General features: G+C 40.0%; 16 protein-coding genes and 1 riboswitch. Of the genes, 14 read left to right on the top strand and 2 right to left on the bottom strand.

Annotation, left to right across the window (positions count from 1 at the left end; genetic code table 11):
• Window positions 1-128 precede the first annotated feature (128 nt).
• Window positions 129-2,156 (top strand): methyl-accepting chemotaxis protein, encoded by a 2,028-nt coding sequence (locus tag ACFPRA_RS04690; RefSeq protein WP_381431240.1) that lies wholly within the window; start codon window positions 129-131, stop codon window positions 2,154-2,156.
• A gap of 100 nt (window positions 2,157-2,256) precedes the next feature.
• Here the strand turns inward: ACFPRA_RS04690 and ACFPRA_RS04685 are convergent, their stop codons facing one another.
• A complete protein-coding gene (locus tag ACFPRA_RS04685; protein WP_381431238.1) occupies window positions 2,257-2,835 on the bottom strand; it encodes a TetR/AcrR family transcriptional regulator in 579 nt (192 codons plus the stop codon).
• A gap of 302 nt (window positions 2,836-3,137) precedes the next feature.
• Here ACFPRA_RS04685 and ACFPRA_RS04680 point away from each other — a divergent pair, with 302 nt between their 5' ends.
• From ACFPRA_RS04680 to ACFPRA_RS04640, 9 genes are all read left to right on the top strand, one after another.
• Window positions 3,138-6,326 carry a bifunctional cytochrome P450/NADPH--P450 reductase gene (locus tag ACFPRA_RS04680; RefSeq protein WP_381431236.1) on the top strand — a complete coding sequence of 1,063 codons (3,189 nt, stop codon included), beginning with the start codon at window positions 3,138-3,140 and terminating at the stop codon, window positions 6,324-6,326.
• A gap of 314 nt (window positions 6,327-6,640) precedes the next feature.
• Window positions 6,641-6,883, top strand: a complete 243-nt coding sequence (locus ACFPRA_RS04675; RefSeq protein ID WP_381431234.1) for a hypothetical protein — start codon at window positions 6,641-6,643, stop codon at window positions 6,881-6,883.
• Between the two features lie 92 nt (window positions 6,884-6,975).
• Window positions 6,976-7,254 (top strand): hypothetical protein, encoded by a 279-nt coding sequence (locus ACFPRA_RS04670; RefSeq protein WP_381431232.1) that lies wholly within the window; start codon window positions 6,976-6,978, stop codon window positions 7,252-7,254.
• 35 nt (window positions 7,255-7,289) lie between these two features.
• The gene (locus ACFPRA_RS04665) at window positions 7,290-7,628 is read left to right on the top strand and encodes a PepSY domain-containing protein (protein ID WP_381431230.1); all 339 of its coding nucleotides are present in this window, start codon (window positions 7,290-7,292) and stop codon (window positions 7,626-7,628) included.
• Between the two features lie 323 nt (window positions 7,629-7,951).
• Window positions 7,952-8,407, top strand: a complete 456-nt coding sequence (locus tag ACFPRA_RS04660) for a hypothetical protein (protein WP_381431228.1) — start codon at window positions 7,952-7,954, stop codon at window positions 8,405-8,407.
• An 83-nt stretch (window positions 8,408-8,490) separates the two neighbouring features.
• The gene (locus tag ACFPRA_RS04655; RefSeq protein ID WP_381431226.1) at window positions 8,491-8,826 is read left to right on the top strand and encodes a hypothetical protein; all 336 of its coding nucleotides are present in this window, start codon (window positions 8,491-8,493) and stop codon (window positions 8,824-8,826) included.
• Between the two features lie 115 nt (window positions 8,827-8,941).
• Entirely contained in the window at window positions 8,942-9,376 is a 435-nt protein-coding gene (locus ACFPRA_RS04650) for an SMI1/KNR4 family protein (protein ID WP_381431224.1), read from the top strand.
• A gap of 357 nt (window positions 9,377-9,733) precedes the next feature.
• A complete protein-coding gene (locus tag ACFPRA_RS04645; protein WP_381431222.1) occupies window positions 9,734-10,309 on the top strand; it encodes a hypothetical protein in 576 nt (191 codons plus the stop codon).
• 152 nt (window positions 10,310-10,461) lie between these two features.
• Window positions 10,462-10,686: a hypothetical protein gene (locus ACFPRA_RS04640; RefSeq protein ID WP_381431220.1), complete on the top strand. Its 225-nt coding sequence runs from the start codon at window positions 10,462-10,464 to the stop codon at window positions 10,684-10,686.
• A gap of 154 nt (window positions 10,687-10,840) precedes the next feature.
• Here ACFPRA_RS04640 and ACFPRA_RS04635 read toward each other — a convergent pair whose 3' ends face one another.
• Entirely contained in the window at window positions 10,841-12,289 is a 1,449-nt protein-coding gene (locus tag ACFPRA_RS04635) for an amino acid permease (RefSeq protein WP_381431218.1), read from the bottom strand.
• A gap of 100 nt (window positions 12,290-12,389) precedes the next feature.
• Window positions 12,390-12,572, bottom strand: a riboswitch (Lysine riboswitch).
• A 352-nt stretch (window positions 12,573-12,924) separates the two neighbouring features.
• Between ACFPRA_RS04635 and ACFPRA_RS04630 the strand changes: the two genes are divergently transcribed.
• The 4 genes from ACFPRA_RS04630 to allW all read left to right on the top strand — a co-directional run bounded on the left by ACFPRA_RS04630 (window position 12,925) and on the right by allW (window position 18,296).
• On the top strand, window positions 12,925-13,701 hold the full coding sequence (locus ACFPRA_RS04630; RefSeq protein WP_381431215.1) for a formate/nitrite transporter family protein: 777 nt from the start codon (window positions 12,925-12,927) through the stop codon (window positions 13,699-13,701).
• A 218-nt stretch (window positions 13,702-13,919) separates the two neighbouring features.
• A complete protein-coding gene (locus ACFPRA_RS04625) occupies window positions 13,920-14,411 on the top strand; it encodes a DinB family protein (RefSeq protein WP_381431213.1) in 492 nt (163 codons plus the stop codon).
• Between the two features lie 662 nt (window positions 14,412-15,073).
• Entirely contained in the window at window positions 15,074-16,471 is a 1,398-nt protein-coding gene (locus ACFPRA_RS04620) for an NCS1 family transporter (RefSeq protein WP_381431211.1), read from the top strand.
• 355 nt (window positions 16,472-16,826) lie between these two features.
• Complete coding sequence (gene allW / locus ACFPRA_RS04615) at window positions 16,827-18,296, top strand: allantoin permease (protein WP_381431209.1); 1,470 nt, start codon at window positions 16,827-16,829, stop codon at window positions 18,294-18,296.
• Window positions 18,297-18,334: the final 38 nt, after the last annotated feature.

Below are 18,334 nucleotides of genomic sequence, written 5' to 3'. Positions count from 1 at the left end.
TTCAATAAATCCACTGTTTGTATTTCTCTGAAATCATGATATCGGATCGAATTTAGGGTATAATCACTAGTACATATTCACTAGAAAACTAGAATGAATCAGTTACATATTTTTCAAGGGGTGTTAAAATGAAGCGGCAAAGTATTTCGACAAAGGTATCTCTGATTTTATTGGTTGCAATTGCAGTGGTTATGGTGATTACAGCTATCGTTGTGAGCTTGGATACAAGAGAAATCATGACCCAGTACACCGAGACAGAATTATCCAGCAAAAGTAAATCTGTTGCGAATGATGTAGATAACTTTTTTAGGTTAAAAGGAGCATTGGTCAACCAAATTACAGCTGACCAAACTGTGCTTCACTACCTAGAGACGGCGCTCTCGCGTGAAGAGGCATTGACAAACGCCTATTATAACGACATGAATCAATCGCTGGAAGCAATTAAAAGCATGAATCCGGATGTGGCGATGATCTGGGTAGCAAGCGAGAAGGCAAACTTTTTGACAGGGACGGGTGATGTTCTTTCCGATCCTGATTTTGATCTGTACAGTAGGCCATGGTATCAGCCGGTGAAGGAAGCGGAAGGTGTCTATTTTACAGAGCCGTATATGGATCAGGTATTTGGCAAAGTAATTTTAAGTGTGATGAAACAGGTTAAGGTCGATAATGAGACAGTAGGAATTGTAGCAGTCGACCTTTTTCTTGATTCCTTACCTTCCATTATGGAACAGTCTAAAATAGGGCAAACAGGTTTTAGCCTACTACTGACGTCGAGTGGACAAGTGATGTATCATCCCGATAAAAGCTTGATCATGCAAGAGCCCCTTACTAGTCAAGCGGGTGATATCGGCGAGGTTGCCAAAAAGATGACCGCTGGAAAGAGTGGACTGGAGAAGGTGGAGATTGACGGAAAGCAATACTATCTTGGTTTTGAGCCCGTTCAGTCCGCAGGCTGGTCTGTGGCAGCGACTGTCACTCAAGATGAAGTGGTTGCGCCCGTAAAAAGTATGACAACGAAACTGATCATCTATTTCATCATTTCAGTGCTCATTTTGGTAACACTTATTTATTTTTTATTAAAGCATATGTTGAAAAATATTGCGGGTATGTCCGGCATGATCAACCAAATAGCGGTGGGAGATTTGACACAACGTCTTGATATTCGCTCGAATGATGAATTAGGTCAGATGTCGAGTGATCTGAATGGAATGTTAACTAATTTAAATGGGCTTATTCGGATTGTGAAAGAGACTGGTTCGCAGGTGGCTTCTTCAGCCGAACAGTTGAATGCGAGCGCGGATCAGACTGCACAGGCAGCGCAAATAGTAGCTGAAACAACGGAGTCTGTGTCGAATGGAGCCATGCAACAGGTCGATCGTACGAAGGAGGCCACCAAAACAGTGGACCGAATGTCTGAGACACTTAACAAAGTGTCCGCTGATTCGAATGCGGTCGCAAAAAGTTCTGAAGAAGCGGTTCAAAAGGCAAAGCATGGTGAAGAAGCAGTTGTGTCCGCAATTACCCAGATGGAAATCATCGAAGATACCGTCAATACATCAGCAGAGATGATGGAAAAGCTAGGTAAGCGGTCTGATGAAATCGGTCAGATTGTGGATACGATTTCTGCAATTTCCAACCAGACTAATTTGTTAGCCTTGAATGCTTCGATTGAAGCAGCGCGCGCAGGTGAGCACGGAAAAGGCTTTGCGGTTGTAGCGAGTGAGGTCAAGAAACTTGCTGAACAATCTCAACAGGCGGCAGGTCATATTGGAGATTTGATCAAAGAAATTCAGACGGATACAGAGCTGACGATCCATTCGATTAAAAACGGTACACGTGAAGTGAAAAAAGGTACGGAAGTTGTACATACAACCGGTGTAACTTTCAATGAAATCACTACCATCGTTTCACAGGTCTCAAGGCAGATGCATGCCATATCTTCGTTCATACAGCAGCTTTCCTTGGATAGTGAGCACATCGTTGAAATTATTCGAGGCGTAGATCGACTTGCTCGTTCAACCGGGGAAGAATTTGAAAATGTGGCTGCGGCGGCTGAAGAGCAGACGGCGACACTTGAAGAAATCGCTGCAGCAAGCCAACATTTATCGAGCATGGCAACTGAACTTGAAGAAGCCATTTCCCAATTTAAAATTTAGTTTTAGTGTAGTAGGATTTAAATGATCATTTTAAACCCGTCATTTGTAATAAAGAATGACGGGTTTTCCGTTTCGATTTTAGAAGCTAGTTATTTCCTAATTATATCGTTTTGTCAGGTTCAGGAGGAGCTAAGATTGTGCAACAAAGCCTCGTCATTTCTTCCACTGTTTGCTGCATACCCGTTCTCACCCATTCAGTCAGAATCGAGTAAACAGCGCCACTCCAAAAACATTGTTGATAGTGTCCTTTTACATCTCCTTCCGTAACTTTTTCCTGCAATTTTTTATTTATCTGGTAAAGGATCGTTTCACCAAAATTTGCTTTTAACAGAATCTGAAACGTTTCAGAAAACGGTTTTATACTATCGAACATCGTATACCAGAACTCATATAAGTTTTTGTCTGGATCATGCAAACCCATTGCTTTTGCAGTATTATTAACGACTTCTTGGACCATACTGTGGAGCACATCTTCCTTAGAAGCATAATTTCGATAATAGGCGGTCCGGGATACGCCGGCCCGTTTGACGATTTCAGTGATTGAAATTTCATTGAAGTTTTTTTCTTTCATCAATAGTACTAAAGCAGATTCAATACATTCTTTCGTGAGACGATTTGATTCAAGATTCGATAACCTAAGCACTTCCATCCGTTGCCATTCAGAATTTTCCTTGGACATTACATTCCCCCCTTTTCTGTTCAGCCCTACCTTACATTTATTGACTCATATTTAAAGTGGATGTTAAAATCACATTGACGTTACAAGTGTAACGCCGAGACGATTGTAACGTCAATGATTGAGTAGTGTCAATTAAATGATCGTGAATCATCATGAAAACTTTTTCTTCTTCGTACATCGGTTGAATATGGAAGCTTCTTTAGAAATGCCGAAGATCGTGTAATTTGTTTTGAATGTTAGGGTATAAAGAAACTAATGAACGAAAAAAGTACTTTTGAAAAATGAGAAAAAGGGGAGTTATTATGGAACCAATGATGCCTGTAGAGATCCCGCAACCGAAAACGTATGGTCCGCTGGGAAATTTACCTTTAATCGATAAAGATTCGCCAACCTTATCTTTCTGTAAAATTGCCGACGAGTACGGTCCGATTTATCGCTTCGAGGCCTTTGAAAGGTCCATACTCATGCTATCTGGTCCTGATCTAGTAGCGGATGTTTGTGATGAGTCACGTTTTGACAAAGCGATTGGGCACTTACTGAAGGTCCGTGACTTTGCTGGAGACGGCCTATTCACAAGTTTAACGGAAGAACCGAACTGGAAAAAAGCGCATAGTATTCTGATGCCTTCATTTAGCTTACCAGCCATGAAAGGGTACCATGGGATGATGGTAGATATTGCTGTGCAGCTTGTCCAAAAATGGGCACGGTTGAATCCGGATGAAAGCATCAATGTTCCGGAGGACATGACACGTCTGACGTTGGACACCATTGGCTTATGTGGATTTAACTATCGCTTCAATAGTTATTACAGGGAAACGCCTAATCCATTTATTGTCAGTATGGTTCGTGCACTGGACGAAGCCATGCATTACAGCAATCGATTGCCAATTCAAAACAAATTGATGATCAAAACAAAACGTCAATATGAGCGCGATATTCAATCTATGTTTTCCTTAGTAGATAAGATCATTGCAGATCGTAAAGCAAAGGGAAATCAGGGTGAAACCGATTTGCTCGCTCGCATGTTGGATGCGAAAGACCCCGAAACCGGAGAACAATTGGATGATGAAAATATTCGTTATCAAATCATTACATTCTTAATTGCGGGACATGAAACGACGAGCGGATTATTATCCTTTACCATTTATTATTTACTTAAAAACCCAGATATATTAAAAAAGGCTTACGAAGAAGTGGATCGAGTACTCACAAGCTCAGTTCCAACCTATGAGCAAGTATTAGAGCTGAAATATATTCGCATGATTTTAAATGAATCTTTACGTTTATGGCCGACTGCTCCTCAATTCGGTTTGTTTGCTAAGGAAGATACCATGATTGGGGGGAAATACCCGATTAAGAAAGGGGAAGGTGTTTCTGTCATTTTGCCCCAGCTTCATCGAGACAAGGAAGCGTGGGGAGAAGATGCAGAGCAATTCCGTCCCGAGCGTTTTGAAGATCCGAGCAAAATTCCCCATCATGCCTACAAGCCGTTTGGAAATGGCATGCGCGCATGTATTGGGATGCAATTTGCGCTTCATGAAGCCACTTTGGTCCTTGGTATGATTTTGCAGCAATTTGAATTGATTGATCATATGAACTATCAATTGAAAGTAAAGCAAACATTAACGCTGAAACCGGATGAATTGAAAATACGTGTTCAATCACGAGACAAGAAAATAAACTACAGCTATGCAATTCAACCAGATGAAGACGTAAGCGCTGCCCCTCGTCAAGAAAAACAAGAGCAGAAAGCGGCCATCATGGGCGTGAATAATAGACCGTTGCTCGTTCTTTACGGTTCGAATATGGGAACGGCCGAACATGTTGCAAAAGAATTAGCAGACATCGCCCGTTTACATGGGATTCGAAGCGAAGTGGCTCCCCTCAATGATCGGCTAGGTCGATTGCCGACGGAAGGCGCCTTATTGGTGGTCACCTCTTCTTATAATGGGAAACCGCCGAGCAATGCCATAGAGTTTGTCCAATGGTTGGAGCAGGTTGAACCAGGTGAACTAAAAGGTGTTACGTATTCCGTATTTGGTTGTGGTGACCATAACTGGGCTGCGACGTATCAAGATGTCCCGCGGTTTATTGACGAGCAACTTGCCGAAAAAGGGGCCACCCGATTTTCTACCCGTGGTGAGGCCGATGCGAGCGGAGATTTCGAAAGACAGCTCGATATATGGAAAAATCAAATGTGGACAGATGCCATGAAGACGTTTGATTTAAAAATGAACGAAAATGCGGAGAAAGAACGGAGTACATTAAATATTGAGTTTGTTAGTGGCTTTGAAGAGACGCCACTCGCTCAATCATACGAAGCGGTTCATATGAAGGTAGCAGGAAACAATGAACTGCAACAATCTGGTAGCGAACGAAGCACACGGCATATCGAGGTGCAGTTGCCGGAGGAAGTGACGTATCAGGAGGGCGATCACCTTGGCGTCTTTCCGAGTAATAGTGAAGCGAATGTCCACCGTATTCTACGGCGCTTCGGTTTAAATGGAAACGATCAAGTCGTTTTGACAGCAAGCGGCGTCAGTGCGTCCCATCTGCCTTTAGAACGACCTGTATCCCTTTCTGAGCTTCTCAGCCATAGCGTGGAGCTGCAGGAACCTGCCACTCGCGCTCAAATACGAGAAGTGGCAGCTTTCACGGTTTGTCCTCCGCATAAGCGCGAATTGGAAGCTTTGTTGGAGGAGGGAACATACGAAGAACAGCTATTGAAGAAACGGATTACGATGCTGGATCTTCTGGAAAAATACGAAGCGTGCGAAATGCCGTTTGAGCGGTTTTTGGAGCTTTTACCTCCACTGAAACCAAGATATTACTCGATTTCAAGTTCCCCTCGGATGGATGCGGAACGCGCCAGTATTACGGTAGGGGTTGTCCGTGGTCCTGCTTGGAGTGGACAAGGTGAATATCATGGAGTTGCCTCCAATTTCTTAGCAGAGCGTCAGCCTGGTGAGGAGCTCGTGACATTTGTACGTACACCAGCATCCGGATTTCAACTCCCCGAGAATCCTGAAACACCGATCATCATGGTAGGACCTGGTACAGGGGTCGCGCCATTCCGTGGTTTCCTACAAGCCCGCAATGTCATGAAGCAGGAAGGGAAGACACTAGGCGAAGCACATCTGTATTTTGGATGCAGAAATGAAGCGGATTTTATTTACCGTGAAGAGTTGGAGCAATATGAAAAAGACGGAGTGGTTACCCTCCATACGGCCTTTTCCCGCAAGGAGGGCATGTCGAAAACATATGTGCAAGCCTTAATGGCCCAGGATGCCGAAGCATTAATCCGCATTCTTGATCAGGGAGGACGGCTTTACGTGTGTGGAGATGGCAGCAAGATGGCGCCGGAAGTGGAAGAAACCTTACAAAAAGCCTATCAATCGGTTCACGGAGTAGGCGAACAGGAAGCGCAAGACTGGATGAAAAAGCTTCAAGAAGACGGAACCTATGCGAAAGATGTTTGGGCAGGTATTTAATAAATATAGTTGTACTTAAGCAAACGTCTGCCTTGCTGGAACAAGGTTTGAAAAGAAAAGTCGATTCCATTAACTTACATGATGGAGTCGACTTTTTTGTTGTCATTTATTTTTATGCCAAGATATGTATCACTCCTGTTTTTTTAAAAATAGTATTGACTTCCTGATTCAACTAAAGGATGGATTTGTCGCTGGTAAGAATCGGAAATTATGATAAACTGTCTTGGAAGACATAGGAAATTTATTAGTTGAACAGAGTTGTTTTAACTTGTGTTCAAACATCGGGTCATTTTGTGGAAGGGAGGTAAAAAGCAATGTATTTTAAAATCACGGGAATTGTATTTATTGTTATGGCAGGATTTATATATACTTTGGAACGCGGATTCTCTTTGCTTTCTGCGAGTATAGTTCGGGCAGGATTTTTCGCTGGACAAATAAATGGTGGGGTCCCGGACGTTGAAACTAATGGTTACTTTGATAATTTGTTTGTTCCAGCATTCTTAATTCTAGGGATAATAGTATTAATTTATGGTTTTAGTAAATCTGTGAAAAATTAAATAATATAACAAACGGATGCTTTACTTGAAGATCGTTGAGCCGAAGTAGGATTAAGAAATAGAAGTTGAATTAATATAGGGGCTGTTTGAGAATGGGATTGTTTTTTCAGAGAAGAAATAATAAGAAAAGTGCAAGACCAGTTATTGTTATAAGGATTATAATGGCGATGATAATGGGAATCTCTTTGATATGGGGAATCGTCAACGGTTCGACTTTCTTTTTCCTTAGGTTAATATTCATCATAGCCGGATTAGTTTCAATTATAGATGCGGTTGAAGCCTATTTTCAAAAAGAAAATAAAAGGGTTTATCTAATTGATCTAGGATTTGCGATTCTATGGTTTATTTTTGCGTTTCTTTTTTCAAATTAACTTTTTAGAGTATATTTATAGGGAGAAGGGTCCATTTGAAAAAGGTACTGTTTGGGTTATTTATAATTATAGCAATGAGTTTTTTATACCTTTATCAGTCGCCTATTATGAGTACAGGAGAAGCGATAATCAGTGCAGAAAAACATTTGCAAAATCCCCCAGATGAGTGGAGAAATTTAAATTTAAATGTTGATTTACAGGGAATACAAATAGAAAATATTAGTGCATTTCTAAAACAAAAGAAAGGATTCTGGAATGAATTAACAAATAGAAAGCAATGGGAAGTCACAATAAAATATAATGGTATTGAGCCGACGGTTGTTATAAATGCCTATACGGGGGAATTTATTGATTTATATGGACCGTTAAATTAAAGAATTTACATTCTCATTGTTTGAGTAACGAATGCTTTACTGGAGCAATAACAGCAGTGCTTTCCTTATTGTGCTCCCATGAAAATTAAACTCCAAACTTCGCAAAAATGGCAACACTAAAGAAGACGCAACTCATGTTTTTTTAATGCGGCGCCTAGATTTGGAGCGGTTTATTTGTTGGATCAGGAGACTTCTGGTTCAGAGATTGTAACGCTATAACCTAAGTTTCGGGCCCTCGAACAGAATACCGTACAATGGATTGTTGTTTTTGTTTATAGTTATTTGTTACATAAAAGTGGATTGAATATACGAGGGAGATATTTATGCATGAATTTTATTTGATAAAAAAGACCGAAACACAAGATGACGATTTTTTTCTATATTTTTATAGGAATAGAGACAATTACAAGGATATAATTGTTGATTACATTACAGTTGATATCAATGTATTCGAATATATTTTTGATTCACTTACATGGATTCCATGTATGAATCCCGCTTTTCCAGGAAACCCCGAACAAGTAGGGATTAATGAGATTGGAATAACACTATTTGATGAACATTCGGCTTCCTCCCTTATTTCTATTTTTACTGCTTGGAGAGATTTATTTAAGAATGGTCCAAGTGTAATCCGAAAACTTATTTATTACCATGAATACTCCAATGATGATGTATTGAGTTTTGATAGAGATGACACTATAGAGACATTTGATAAAATCATTGATATTTCTAAACAATTGTCTGATGGCAAGTACTACTTATATCATTGCGGTATATGAAAACCAAAAAACAACTCAGGTTGCAAGTTATCTTTGTGCAGGTAGTTATTAAAGTTAAAAAGTGAATAGAAAGGGGAAATACATTGAAGAAAGCAATAACAATAGGTTTAATTTTTGTTTCCATTTTACTTTCAGGATGTAATACGAACAAATTAAGCAGTGCTGTATTTACTAACACTACGCCAGCCGTAATTAAAATAGACAACTTAACCTATCTAATGAGCGATGATGCTTTAGCTACTAACGAGGTTGAAGAACAAATAGGTAAGATTACTCGTATTCAAGCAGTTGTATCTTATTCTGAAGACCAAAATCCATATAAAAGTCCGAGTAAAATTTTTGAAATAAAGGATATAAATATCGACGAAGCAATAGCAATTAAAGTTAATGACAAGTTATTTAAAGCATTTATTGAATGAACTTGGGAAAAGTTTCGGAATTAAATTGAACAAACGGGTTTAGTGAAAGAAGGACTGTCTGTTAGTAGTGGTGAATTATTATTTCACAGACGTTCTTAAGGATGGTGTTAAATAGGTGTGGAAGGACTATATAAATTCAATATCAAAAGATTATTTTTTTAAACCACCGGCATCTAATGCTGAAATAATTCAAATTACAAAGGAACTAAATGTGGAATTACCAAAAAAGTTGTTTGAATTATATAGTGAAACAAATGGAGTGTTCGATAGATTCGACTGTCCTTTAATATGGTCATCTTCACGGATAGTAAAGGAGAATCTATTTTTTAGAAGTTTTGGTGACTATAAAGATATTTATATGCCATTTGATCACTTGTTATTTTTTTCAGATAACGGATGTGGTGATCTATTTGGCTTTAAAATATTAAATGGTAGCATTCAAACAGAAGATATTTATGTATGGAACCACGAAGATGACAGCAGAACGTGGATTGCTTCATCATTGGAAGTATTTATTGAAGGTTGGATTACTGGTGAAATTACAACTTAGATAAAGGTATTTGCTTATTAAAGTAACGGATGCTTTTGTTGAATAATCGGCTGCCTTTTATAGGGCAGCTTTTTCTTATTGGGTAATCAAACCCGATCAGTGATTGAATCGATGTTTTACGGCTGTATCTCATAAACTATTTCAGTTAGTTGTACAAGATATTTAGCAAATACATCCAATTTGAAACAAGCTTATGATAAGATGATACAAAATGTAAAACATTCTGGAATTAGAACGGGATTGTCATAGACAAGATGAATGTGATACTGATTGGGACAAGTATTTAATTATTCTGTAAAGTGGCATAATTAGATTAGGCATTAATGTAAGACTATACTAGTAAGGAGGGTTATATTAATGAAAAGAAAAACATTTTACTCAACTGCTATAGCATTAGGCGTGATGGGTGTATCCTTTTTTGCAGGTAACGCTATTCTTGGGACAAGTGCTGAAGAACATAGAGCAGAAGAAGTAGAAGTTCCTATGGTAGTAACCAAAGAAGACCTAGCGCGGGTAGAGTTTAGTAGTGTTGAAGAAAGTGCAATTAAAATACCTTTAAATCTTGATGAAAAGAATATAGACCATATTGTTGCAGAAGCAAGAGGAGTTAACACAGAAAAACGGCCTGGAGGATACTTAATTGAAACTTGGTATCCCACAGATACAAAGAATGGTGATTTATTAGTAGCTCAGAGTGTCAATGAGTATGGAGTAGCTCAGTCTCTTATAAAAGTAGTAAAAACGTGGTATCCAGAAGAACTGGGTGGATTTAAAGAATTGAATCTAGGTGGATATCAAGCCATACTTAATGAAAATGAAGAAGATGCTAATACTCTTCATATAATTACAGACAATGAAATATTTACAATGGCTGGGCAAAAAACCGAATTTTTGTTAGAGGTGGCTGAGGAAATCATTAAGGAGTTTAAATAATTTTACCATATCAAAAAGCAATGATCTAGATAAGCGGTTGACTAACTGAGTCCTTACGTTTATGAAAAAGCTACCTTTTACAGGGCAGCTTTTTCATGTAGTCAACGATCAGGTTTTGCAATAAAGTGATGAAACGATTTGGAGGTGTTTGCATGGATAATCTAAACTTTATGGGAACAGGGAATTGGTTAGGGATACTTTCCTTGATATTGATTGTACTTTGCTTTTATTTCAGCCTATCTTTCTTCCAATACTTAAAATTAGGCGATGAACGGCTTATTAAACAGTCTAAATTTGCAGCAGTCTTTTTTCTTGCACTGAGTTTGTTAATACCTGCAATATTTAATTTTTATGTCTATTATCAAATGATGAAATAATACCAGTTTTTCATTTTAGATTTACCATAACCGAATGCAAGTGTTTCAGAAGTGTCTCTGTACTTGGAAGCTTTAAGGTGAATTTTCATAGAACTATATACAGAAAAAAGCCAGGTGTTAAGACATGTTAAATCGTCATAGCACCTGGCTTTTATTATTCTTTATCAAAATCGCAATCTTTCAACGGAATCAATTTTGTTTTATATTTCACTTTATAGACCAGCCAAACGATGAGGAAAAGGGGTAACCCGATGTAGGAAACGAGTGCACCGTTCCAATCGATTTCGCCACCTACGAAGGCTTGGAAGTTTTGTCCTAAAATGATGAATGTACAAAGGACCAATGCCAGTAACGGACCGAATGGGAAAAATCTTGCCCGGTACGGAAGGTCGTCGATATTGCCGCCTTGTGCAAGATAGGCCCTGCGGAAACGGTAATGGCTGACAGCGATGCCGAGCCATGTGACAAATCCGGCCATCCCGGAAGCGTTCAGCAACCAGACATAGACGGTCCCATCTCCGAAGAACGTGGATAGAAATGCAAGGGAGCCGACAAGCGTCGTAGCAATCAAAGCATTGACTGGCACACCTCTTTTATCCAACTTGCCAAGGAATTTAGGCGCTTTGCCATCCCGCGCCAAGTCCCAAAGCATACGCGTAGATGCATACATACCGGAGTTACCTGCTGACAAGACCGCTGTTAGGATAATGGCGTTCATGACAGATGCGGCAAAAGCGAATCCGGCCCGTTCGAAAACGAGGGTGAAAGGGCTGACAGAAACGGATTCACTCAGTAAACGCGGATCCGTGTAAGGTAAGATCATCCCGATGACGAAAATCGATAAGATGTAAAAAAGAAGGATACGCCAGAAAACGGTGCTGACCGCTTTCGGGATTGTTTTACCTGGATCTTTACTTTCTCCGGCGGCGACACCTAGTAATTCCGTACCTTGGAAAGAAAAGCCTGCCGCCATGAAAATCCCTAAAATCGCAAAGAAGCCGCCATTGAATGGTGCATCTTCAATCGTGAAGTTGGTGAAGCCGATCGCTTCGCCGCCCATGATGCCAAAAATCATCAAGAAACCGATGATGATAAAGATGATGACGGTGATCACTTTAATGAGTGAAAACCAGAACTCCGCCTCACCGAATCCTTTGACGGACATATAGTTAAAGCCGAACATGATGAGTAGGGCGAGTGCACTCCAAACGAAGGAAGGGCTATCCGGAAACCAAAATTTCATAATAAGGACAACTGCAGCTAGTTCCGCTGCAATCGTAATGGCCCAGTTATACCAATAGTTCCAGCCGATCGCAAAACCGAATGCCGGATCGACGAATTTGGTGGCATATACTTTGAATGAGCCAGCGACAGGCATATAAGCCGCCATTTCTGCAAGACTTGTCATTAAAAAGTAAACCATAATACCAACAGCCGCATAAGCGAGCAATGCGCCGCCAGGTCCTGCTGTATGGATCGCGCCACCGCTCGCGAGGAAAATCCCCGTTCCGATCGATCCCCCAAGTGAGATCATCGTTAAATGACGTGCTTTCAGCGACCTTTTCAACTGTGGTGCGTTGGATGATGAAGATGTTTTTGCCAAATTGTATTCTCCTTTATTTGACGGAAGGTTGCAGGCTTAGACATATAAAAAAGCCGACGAAAAAGATCGACGGCTGGTTGTCATAAGTCCGAATAATCCTTCCGAAGATAGTTCTCCACGTTGTTCGAAAAACGTGACAATGATGTCCCTATTCGAAAACATCACCAGCCCGGATTGTCAATGAACGATCCACACTTCGGCAACTCATCCTTTCAAACGGAGTCGAAGATGTCATTGCATCTCGTCCGATCTACTCTTATAAGCTGCGGCCTCTATCCCATCAGTGCATGGGAGTATTGAATTAACAATATTAGTATAGGGAATGGAAATGGATTAGGCAAGGGGAAAGCCCTTTGTCTTTTCCTTCGCAATTTTCACTATTAAAGGAAAAGAAACCTTTCTCTATGAAAATAGGGAGACAGAACGGTGCGTGTCACGGATGGCATCGAATGGAACGAAGGATCTGGCACTTGTTTCTGCTGACCTATTAGTTTTGTTAGTTGGCATATTTCACTGAAAAGACATGAAGCACAGCATAATGATGGGCCGTGATTCTCTGTTTGGTTGTATAATCATGACGGATTGAAATTCTACTATAGGTTGGACAAGCAAAGGCTAGCTGGAGGGGAAAAAGAATGAAAGCAACGATTGGTGTTTTAGGTGATACAGCCGTTTCAAAAGTAAATCAATACCGTACAAGTAAAGGGAGCTATTTCATATTGACAATGATGGGAGGTTTTTTTGTCGGATTTGGAATCATTCTCATTTTTACGGTGGGCGGTTTGCTCGGTCCTACTGGTTTTGCAGGAACAAAAATAATCATGGGACTCACATTCGGCATAGCCTTAAGCCTGGTGTTAATGGCGGGCGCCGATCTGTTTACGAGTAATAATATGATCCTGATGATTGGCACATTGGCGAAGAAAACGACTTGGCTTGAAACGATCCAAATTTGGCTTTTCAGCTATATTGGCAACTTTGCTGGCGCCGTTCTTATTGCGGCACTTTTTTTCTATACAGGGCTTGCCACGGGAGGGACGGCGGATTTTCTGAACATGGCGGCAGCCGACAAGATGAATGCCCCATTTATGGAGTTGTTGTTTAGGGGGATTCTGTGCAATATTCTCGTCTGCTTGGCCGTTTGGTGCTCCTTCAAATTGAAGGAAGAAACCGCGAAGTTGATCGTCATTTTTTGGTGTTTATTCGCCTTTATCACATCTGGTTTCGAGCATAGTATTGCAAACATGACCTTGCTGTCCATTTCGCTAATGGTTCCGCATCCTGAAACCATTACACTGGCTGGTTTGGTAGCAAACTTGGTGCCAGTCACAATCGGTAATGTGATCGGTGGCGCTATATTTATCGGAGCGGGTTATTGGTTCGGAAATACGGAACAGAAAAAAGGAATCTAACATCGTCAAATATGAGGGTCACTTTTTCACTCTGAAGCGCATTCTATACACATAGAAGAAAGATAGCCATACTTAAAATGATTCGAAATTATTTTGCGAGAATGTCTCTTTTTTTTTTAGCGAAAAATCACTTGCGAAAATCGAAAAAAGCTACTATTGTAAGGAAGGAAAATTTGAATCGAACAGTTTTAGAGGTTATTAAAGGAGAAATCTAGACGATGTTTGGGAAAAATAATCGTATCCGAAAAAAAGTATATCAATCCATTGAAGGGTTAACGGATGAACAGTTCAACAAGATCCCTACAAACGGAGGGTGGTCACCAAAACAAATATTCGAACATCTGGTTCGAATGGAAACGTTGATTGCCACGAAGATCGCTGAAGAACTGAAAAATCCTGATAGCCCAAAATGTACAAAGAAACCACTTGCGCTTACGTCGGGCCGTTTATTGAAAGTGGAAGAGCCAGCGGATACCGTGCCGACGGAAGTGTACAAATCGATTGTCGAGATGAAAAATGAACTTTATGAATCACGTCTCTTCTTATTAGATGTCTTTGAGTCTGCAACGATGGATGTTCTTTGTGAGAAATCATTCAAACACCCTCATTTGGGGCAAGTTCCTTTAATCCAATGGTTTTCCTTTGTCGGATTGCATGAAAAGTGGCATTTGAAACAATTGAAAAAAACACTTGAAATGAATGCAAAGTGAGAACTTATCGAACACCTTCTTCCCAAGCGATTGAGAATCGCCTGGGAAGAAGGTGTTTTTTCGTTCAGGCTACAGAAAAGGGAAGATCGTCGAGTGCTTTATATGAAAACGACATCAATGAAACTTGGCTCGCATGCAATAGTACATTGTGTGAGGAAGAGGTGTTTTTTGGGATTTCCTCTCCGGACTTGTACAACTATATTCGTTTGCCTTTATTCATCTAACATGACTCTATATGTTGAATTTTCTGTGGGTTCAGAGGGATTGGTAAAATGTTCTTGATTCGTTTTGTTCAAAGTAGACAAATCATTGTACAAAGATGCTGTTATTGTGGGAAAGGTTATGCACTGTATATAGCGAGGGTTTGTTCATTTTGTTCAATAGACATAAAGACCTGCCGGGTAAAACTATGTATAATAAAAATTGTTACTGAAGAAAACGTTTTCGATAGGATAAAAAAGTTGAGCTGCTGTTCTTTTTACGGAACTCGAAATTATTTAACTAACTTGTGTAAAACTGCTCTACACGGGGAGATAATTCGCATTCCAAATGTAACCATTTGTTATAGGGAAATAATTTTGAAGTAACAGGGTAAACTTTTATTTATCGTCTAACATTCAATGTAGCTTTAAATACAGCATAAAAGAAAAGGAGTGCGGCAAATGTCTACAATAAATGAAAATTACGATGCACAAGTGACGCAGGTTGAACATGCCACGGGATTAGACGAATCGTTACATCCAAAAAACGATAAAGATCGGACAGTTAAACCGAAAGACTATATTTTCATGTGGATAGGCGATGGTGTCAATTTAGGGAATATGACGTTAGGAGCCAGTGTAATTGTAGCGGGAGTGGCAACATTGAACATCTTCCAGACGATCCTGGCAGCTCTAGCTGCAATTGCCATCATCTCCACTGTTTTTGCATTAAATGATCGACTCGGCTATAAAAAAGGAATTCCATATGTTGTACAACTTAGAATGTCCTTTGGGATAAAAGGAACAGTTATATCGTCACTATTACGTGGTATACCTGCTATTGTCTGGTACGGTATTCAAAGCTGGATTGGCGGAACTGCCCTAAATGAGATCGCGAAGATAGTTACAGGTGGATCTTTTGATAATATTTTCATTTGTTTTGTTGCGCTTCAAGTAGTCCAAATTGTACTTTCATTATTTGGCTTCCATGCGATTAAATGGGTAGAAACGATTGCATCTGTCGTATTTATGGTGGGGCTTATTTATGTATTTGGAATTCTCATGTCAAACTATAGCACTGAAATTGCACAAAACTGGGTACAAGCAAAAGGCTCATGGGGCTTACCGTTCTTCGGACTCATTATGGTCTTCCTAGGGAATTATGCTGGAATCTTTGTAAGTGCAGCTGACTATTCTCGAGAGTTGAAAACGGGTTTGAGTGATAAGAAGCGCGGAGCATTATACTTTTTGCCGATTACGCTTTCTTACGGTTTTGTTATTGTAATCGGGGCAATGCTTGCATCTGCAACTGGTATTACGAATCCTGCACAAGCACTCCCGATCGTTATTGATAACCCTTATATTTCTGTAGGTGTATCTGCCTTTATCGTCGTTACGGTAATTGCGACAAATATGGTGGCAAACATTATTCCGCCAGTCTATGTGATTACAATGTTGACGAAACTGAAATATAAGCCATCTGCAATTATCACAGGATTGCTTGCTCTATGTGCATTCCCTTGGTTGCTAATTCAAGAATCATCGGCTACGGGTTTGAATATGTTCATCTTAATTTATTCCGCGTTTTTAGGACCTGTTATTTCGATTTTGTTAGTCGAATATTATATTTTAAGAAAGCAGCGTGTGGATGTTGCTGATTTATACAATGAAGACGGTCCATATGCCGGGTATAATCCAGCTGGCTTGCTCGCGATGCTGATCGGTGCGGCATCTGCATTCTTAGTAGTCGATCTTGCATGGATCATCGGTGTAGTCGTAGCAGGAATATCTTACTATCTTCTATCGAAGTTTGCCTTTAAAGGGTCAAGCTTCAAAAAAGGAACGATTTTTGAAAAATAAAAACCTTTCGAATTACCTCTTTGAGAATCTATCTCCAAGGGGTAATTCTGGTTGTTCAAATTGCACAAACGGTTGTGTAAAGTGTATATAATCCATACCTTCCTTAGTCACTATACATAATAAAAGTTGATATTTTTGGTTAACTGACCTAAAGAAGTATCGCTGTTTATTTTGTATAATGATGTTGTTCACTATTCACTATAGCACTAAAACTTTCAGGAGTGAAAACAGTGCTAATCGGACATTGTCGCTGAACCCTATTGTTCAATAGAGTACGCAAACAAAGAAAAAACTGCTTGGCGCGTACGAACAAAGGTTTTGATAGTGAGTAGTATCATTTAAGGAGGAATACTTTTTGGATCAGTTTAATAGAAAAAAAGCGATGTCTGCAGGCTATAGTGATGATGTTTTGCCGACAACTGAAGAAAATCGAAATTGGGGCATAGGGAATTTTTTCTCCGTTTGGATGGGTTCTGTTCATAACATTCCAAACTATATTGCCATTGGCGGCCTTTTTGCTTTAGGAATGTCAGTCGGCCAAGTTTTTACGGCCATTTTGGTTGCTTCCCTTGTAATAGCAGCGATGCTCGTTCTGAATGGTCATGCGGGCTCAAAATATGGATTGCCGTTTGCGATGCTACTGCGTTTATCATATGGACCGAAAGGCGCAATGATTCCTGGTGTTTTAAGAGGCGTTATTTCGGCGATTATGTGGTTCGGGTTTCAAACCTACGCAGGAAGCCAGGCATTATCAATCTTAATTGGAAAGCTTTGGCCGACGTATTTAATGTTAGGCGGAGATTGGAGCTTATTGGGATTATCATTGCCGGCATTGCTTTCTTTTTTACTCTTTTGGTTATTTAATGTTGCATTGATCTATGGAGGAATGGGGTTCTTAGGGAAATTTACAAATATCCTCTCACCTCTTGTTTACATTGTTTTTGGAGGAATGGCAATTTGGGCCATTAACTTAGCAGGTGGAATCGGTCCCATTTTAGCGTATACCGGCTCCGGAGTTACAGGAAATAAAATAATTATCTTCATCGCCGCTGTAACAGCCGTGATTGCAGCATGGGCGGCACCGATTGTAAACGTTTCAGATTTCACGAAGCTTGCGAAATCTACGAAGACGCAAGCGATTGGACAAACTGCCGGACTTGTTGTGGCCTATCTATTATTTGCGGTTGCCAGTATCGCGATTATTGTTGGATCTGAAATCGCTTTTGGGACACCGATATGGAACGTATTAGATGTTGTCGCTCGATTTGACGGGACGTTTGCAATTGCAATTTCCGTTCTTACTCTATGTTTGACAACATTATCGGTTAACGTTACTGGGAATATTGTACCTGCCGGTTACCAACTAGCTTCCTTATTCCCTAAAAAACTTACTTTCAAATCCGGTGCAATTATTGCAGCGATCATTGGAATTCTGACTATGCCATGGAAATTGATGGAAAGTGCAACGAGCGTGTTTACTTTTTTAAATATTGTTGGCGGGATATTAGCTCCGGTTACTGGAATTATGTTAGCCCAATATTTCATCCTATCCAAAACGAAAATTGACTTAAATGCGTTATATGATGCAAAACAGGGTAGGTATTATTATAAAAAGGGCTTCAATATCAATGCGATTGTCACAACAGTCATTGCAGGCGTCGTTTGTTTGATTGGTAATGTTGTTCCCTTCTTTAAGCCGCTTTACGATATGTCCTGGTTTGTGGGGATCATTACTGCGTTTGTTCTTTACACCGTGCTTCAATCCGTGCAGTCTAAAGGAACTCTGTTAGAAAAAACTCCAGAGTTACAAGAGGAGAATAGTTAACGTAAGAAGTGACGAAACTGATGTTTGGAAAAAGTGTT

The organism is Sporosarcina soli, from assembly GCF_042655805.1.
GTDB classification, from domain to species: domain Bacteria; phylum Bacillota; class Bacilli; order Bacillales_A; family Planococcaceae; genus Sporosarcina; species Sporosarcina soli.
The sequence above is the reverse complement of the archived record's forward strand: the minus strand, read 5'-3'. Positions and strand labels throughout refer to the sequence as shown.

Coding starts and splice junctions, on each gene's coding strand:
- ACFPRA_RS04690 (WP_381431240.1), top strand. CDS start 129: ATGAAGCGGCAAAGTATTTCGACAAAGGTATCTCTGATTTTATTGGTT.
- ACFPRA_RS04685 (WP_381431238.1), bottom strand. CDS start 2,835: ATGTCCAAGGAAAATTCTGAATGGCAACGGATGGAAGTGCTTAGGTTA.
- ACFPRA_RS04680 (WP_381431236.1), top strand. CDS start 3,138: ATGGAACCAATGATGCCTGTAGAGATCCCGCAACCGAAAACGTATGGT.
- ACFPRA_RS04675 (WP_381431234.1), top strand. CDS start 6,641: ATGTATTTTAAAATCACGGGAATTGTATTTATTGTTATGGCAGGATTT.
- ACFPRA_RS04670 (WP_381431232.1), top strand. CDS start 6,976: ATGGGATTGTTTTTTCAGAGAAGAAATAATAAGAAAAGTGCAAGACCA.
- ACFPRA_RS04660 (WP_381431228.1), top strand. CDS start 7,952: ATGCATGAATTTTATTTGATAAAAAAGACCGAAACACAAGATGACGAT.
- ACFPRA_RS04645 (WP_381431222.1), top strand. CDS start 9,734: ATGAAAAGAAAAACATTTTACTCAACTGCTATAGCATTAGGCGTGATG.
- ACFPRA_RS04640 (WP_381431220.1), top strand. CDS start 10,462: ATGGATAATCTAAACTTTATGGGAACAGGGAATTGGTTAGGGATACTT.
- ACFPRA_RS04630 (WP_381431215.1), top strand. CDS start 12,925: ATGAAAGCAACGATTGGTGTTTTAGGTGATACAGCCGTTTCAAAAGTA.
- ACFPRA_RS04625 (WP_381431213.1), top strand. CDS start 13,920: ATGTTTGGGAAAAATAATCGTATCCGAAAAAAAGTATATCAATCCATT.
- ACFPRA_RS04620 (WP_381431211.1), top strand. CDS start 15,074: ATGTCTACAATAAATGAAAATTACGATGCACAAGTGACGCAGGTTGAA.